We start from the raw sequence: 4139 nt of genomic DNA, 5'->3' as shown, positions 1-4139 counted from the left end.
TGAATCGTTGATAAGCAAAATTCATTATAACCGCATTAAAGAGGGTTATAATGAACAAAAAAAATATAAAAGACAGTCAAAACTTTATTACTTCGAAACGTAATGTAGATAAAATAATGACAAATATAAGCTTAAATGAACATGATAATATCTTTGAAATTGGCTCAGGAAAAGGGCATTTTACCCTTGAATTAGTACAAAGGTGTAATTTCGTAACTGCTATTGAAATAGACCATAAATTATGCAAGACTACAGAAAATAAACTTGTTAATCACGATAATTTTCAAGTTTTAAACAAGGATATATTGCAGTTTAAATTTCCTAAAAACCAATCCTATAAAATATTTGGTAATATACCTTACAACATAAGTACGGATATAATACGCAAAGTTGTTTTTGAAAGTATAGCTGATGAGAGTTATTTAATCGTGGAATACGGGTTTGCTAAAAGGTTATTGAATACAAAGCGCTCATTGGCGTTACTTTTAATGGCAGAAGTTGATATTTCTATATTAAGTATGGTTCCAAGAGAATATTTTCATCCTAAACCTAAAGTGAATAGCTCGCTTATCAGATTAAATAGAAAAAAATCAAGAATATCGTACAAAGATAAACAGAAGTATAATTATTTCGTTATGAAATGGGTTAACAAAGAATACAAGAAAATATTTACAAAGAATCAATTTAACAAATCCTTAAAAGATGCGGGAATTGACGATTTAAACAATATTAGCTTTGAGCAATTCTTGTCTCTTTTCAATAGCTATAAATTATTTAATAAGTAAGTTAAGGGGTGCGTAAACTGCACCCCTTAACTTGTCTTGTTTTGCTTAAACAATCTTGGCCCTTTTGTTGAATTACTCTTTAATAAAATAATTTTTCCGTTCCCAATTCCACATTGCAATAATAGAAAAGCCATCTTCATCTGCTTTTTCTTCATCATCTGTATGTATTAAATCGCCATCTTCTGCGTCATCAAGATTTAATTCCTTATGAATTTCCTTTAATAAACCACCATATGAAATTAATCTTTTTCGATAAAGTCCTTCCTCCAAATCAGCTAAACGCTGCAAATTTCTTTCTTCGTCATCAGTCATAAAATCTGTATCTTTTACTGGATATTTTGCAGTTTCATCAATGGCTGATTTTATATCAGATTTATGTTTATTTTTTGGTCGAATCATTTGGACTTTAACGTTTGGATCATAATCTAATTTCATAGCTCTTTTCCAAAATTGAATCCATTGCTTTTGATTCACATAGTTTTCAGTGTTATAAAAATAAGTGCTTTCTACACAAACCAACACATGCATGTGTTGGTTATAAGAATTATCTATATTATTTACAGTTACTTCTGTCGCTCGCATAAAACCAACTAAGTTTTTATTAATTTTCTTATATTTCATCATACGATTAAAACCTTTTGACATATCCGATAAACTTTTATTTAATTCAGTACCATCATAAACATTTCTAACGGTCAACGTAAGGAAAAGCCAACGAACTGTTGGTTTTTGTTTGATAACTTCTGCAACAACCTTTTGTGACTGAATACCATGCTTCATTGCTCTCCTCCAGTTGCACATTGGACATAATCGAGATTTACAAAACCACACACGATATAACGTTTTTTCTCCCGTTTCATAACTCACTTTATATTCAAGTACCTCTGCACAATCTTTTACACGTTCAGCCTTTTTAAATTCAAGAATATGCAAGAGTTCAAAATAATCTACATTTGCCATTTTCTTTTCTCGCCAAGGTCTTATTTTTCCACTTTTTGTTTTGTCGATTAGTACACTTGATTTTTCATCTGAATTAATGCTATTATTATTGCACATAATTAATACAGAAACCCCCTATGTAAATTTGTTTTTGTGTGGTAACTTAAACAATAACATAGGGTATTTTTCTGTGCAAGGATTTTTAAAGGTTCATTAACCTTATAAAGCCAATCACACCAACACTTTAAACGCGATGTAAACTATAAAAATAAAAACTTGTTGTTTCTATATGTATCAAGATAAGAAAGAACAAGTTCAAAACCATCAAAAAAAGACACCTTTTCAGGTGCTTTTTTTATTTTATAAACTCATTCCCTGATCTCGACTTCGTTCTTTTTTTACCTCTCGGTTATGAGTTAGTTCAAATTCGTTCTTTTTAGGTTCTAAATCGTGTTTTTCTTGGAATTGTGCTGTTTTATCCTTTACCTTGTCTACAAACCCCTTAAAAACGTTTTTAAAGGCTTTTAAGCCGTCTGTACGTTCCTTAAGGAATTCCTTAGTGCTTTCATAGATTAAACTCACATCACGCTTTAAATCGCTTATTTTAGACTTTAAAGACTTGTTTTCTTCAAGCAACTCATTATAATCATTTACATTTTCATTAAATCGCTCTACAAGACCACTATATTTTTCTTTAACTTGCCCATGTTCTTTACTTAATTTTTTATATTCTCTCGCCATATCAGTACTCATGAGATTTCTAACATGCTGTTTTAACCTATCGTTATCTCTCGCAGCAGTCACTAAGTTTTTATAATCACGCTCCGATATAACAACATTTTTGGTTGGTTTCTTTTCTGTTTTCATTATTTCTTTTCCCAAACCAAACATGGACTTTTCACCCGTTGGCACTTCAACACTTTTCATGTGTCGTTTCGCTGGTACTTCTAAATCTGATTTAACTTTATCGCTATAAGCAGTCCATTCATCTTTTTTAACTGCTAAATTTTTTTCTAGAAAATCAATCTCTTTTTCCAAAGTTTGTTTTTTAAATTTAGCTGTCTCAATATGTTTACGGTCAGAGCCACGTTCACCACGCTTCAACTCAAAACCCTGTTTTTTCATATGCTCGGGGAATTTATCTTGTAGCCATAACAGTTCTTGACGATTAAACACATTTTTTCCTTGCAGTTTTCCATCACGCATAGGCACAACACCTAAATGCATGTGAGGGGTTTGCTCATCATTATGAACTGTTGCATAAGCAATATTTTGCTTGCCATATCGTTCGGAAAATAATTTATAACTTTCCTCAAAAAATCGTTTTTGTTCTCCTGGATCCAGTTGCTCAAAAAAATCTCGGTCAGATGTTACTAGCAACTCATTTACAAGAACAGCATCTTTCCTCGTTTTTCTTGTACCTGTTTTTTGTGATTCAATAATTTCTTTGACACGTTCGTTGTAATCAATATTTTTATCATTTTTCAAATCATAATTTTCACGTGTTCGCTCATGGTCAATATCATCATTCGTTCTACTTTTTCGCTCTCTTTGATTATGAAATTGCATGCCTTTTAGTCCAGCTGATTTCACTTTTTGCATTCTACAAACTGCATAACTCATATGTAAATCGCTCCTTTTTAGGTGGCACAAATGTGAGGCATTTTCGCTCTTTCCGGCAACCACTTCCAAGTAAAGTATAACACACTATACTTTATATCCATAAAGTGTGTGCTCTGCGAGGCTATTGGCTCTGCCAACAAAACCCTGCATACTGATTACCAGTATGCACAAAACCTTTAAGACCTTTCTTTTTTTTACGAGAAAAAAGAAACAAAAAAACCTGACCTCTGCCACCTCAGCAAAAGGGGGATTTGCTCTCGTGGCTCGTTTAAAAAAGACAAGGGACAGGTCGTATTTTTCAAAACGCTGCGCTGAAAAATCTCCACCTTAAACCCTTGTCTTTTTTATTTTGTCCGTTATGTTTTTCGTACCGAAAGCCGTACTCAGCAAAATCAAAATTTGCTCGACTTTCGGTTTTCCAGGATAACGGACAAAACCACTTAAAATAACAAAAGACACGAGAATGATCTCTCGTATCTTTTGTATTCTTATTCAACAATCGCGCCCGATTGCAGTATAAATTTAACGGTCGTTCATCATGTTCTTATTTATCAGAGCTTGTGCTATAATTATTTTAAGTTTATAAGAAGGAGAATTAATATATGGGCATTTTTAGTATTTTTGTAATCAACACAGTTGATTATCAACCAAACAAAAAATAAGTGGTTATAATGAATCGTTGATAAGCAAAATTCATTATAACCGCATTAAAGAGGGTTATAATGAACAAAAAAAATATAAAAGACAGTCAAAACTTTATTACTTCGAAACGTAATGTAGATAAAATAATGA

The 4139-nt window shown here is 31.9% G+C and carries 4 protein-coding genes and 1 pseudogene; 3 read left to right on the top strand and 2 right to left on the bottom strand.

Going from position 1 to position 4139, the window contains the following annotated elements:
• The first annotated feature begins 50 nt into the window (after window positions 1-50).
• A complete protein-coding gene (gene erm(C), locus C4B60_RS21195) occupies window positions 51-785 on the top strand; it encodes a 23S rRNA (adenine(2058)-N(6))-methyltransferase Erm(C) (protein WP_104059953.1) in 735 nt (244 codons plus the stop codon).
• A 72-nt stretch (window positions 786-857) separates the two neighbouring features.
• Here erm(C) and C4B60_RS21190 read toward each other — a convergent pair whose 3' ends face one another.
• Both C4B60_RS21190 and mobV read right to left on the bottom strand, forming a co-directional pair.
• Window positions 858-1841: a protein rep gene (locus tag C4B60_RS21190; protein ID WP_014125933.1), complete on the bottom strand. Its 984-nt coding sequence runs from the start codon at window positions 1839-1841 to the stop codon at window positions 858-860.
• Between the two features lie 243 nt (window positions 1842-2084).
• Entirely contained in the window at window positions 2085-3347 is a 1263-nt protein-coding gene (gene mobV / locus C4B60_RS21180; protein WP_000119405.1) for a MobV family relaxase, read from the bottom strand.
• A 602-nt stretch (window positions 3348-3949) separates the two neighbouring features.
• Between mobV and ermCL the strand changes: the two genes are divergently transcribed.
• Together ermCL and C4B60_RS22010 are read left to right on the top strand one after the other, a co-directional pair.
• On the top strand, window positions 3950-4009 hold the full coding sequence (gene ermCL, locus C4B60_RS21290) for a 23S rRNA methylase leader peptide ErmCL (protein ID WP_014158491.1): 60 nt from the start codon (window positions 3950-3952) through the stop codon (window positions 4007-4009).
• Between the two features lie 60 nt (window positions 4010-4069).
• A pseudogene (locus C4B60_RS22010) lies at window positions 4070-4139 on the top strand (rRNA adenine N-6-methyltransferase family protein); the annotation flags it as partial.

The organism is Jeotgalibacillus proteolyticus (genome assembly GCF_002926065.1).
GTDB classification, from domain to species: domain Bacteria; phylum Bacillota; class Bacilli; order Bacillales; family Jeotgalibacillaceae; genus Jeotgalibacillus; species Jeotgalibacillus proteolyticus.
The sequence above is the reverse complement of the archived record's forward strand: the minus strand, read 5'-3'. Positions and strand labels throughout refer to the sequence as shown.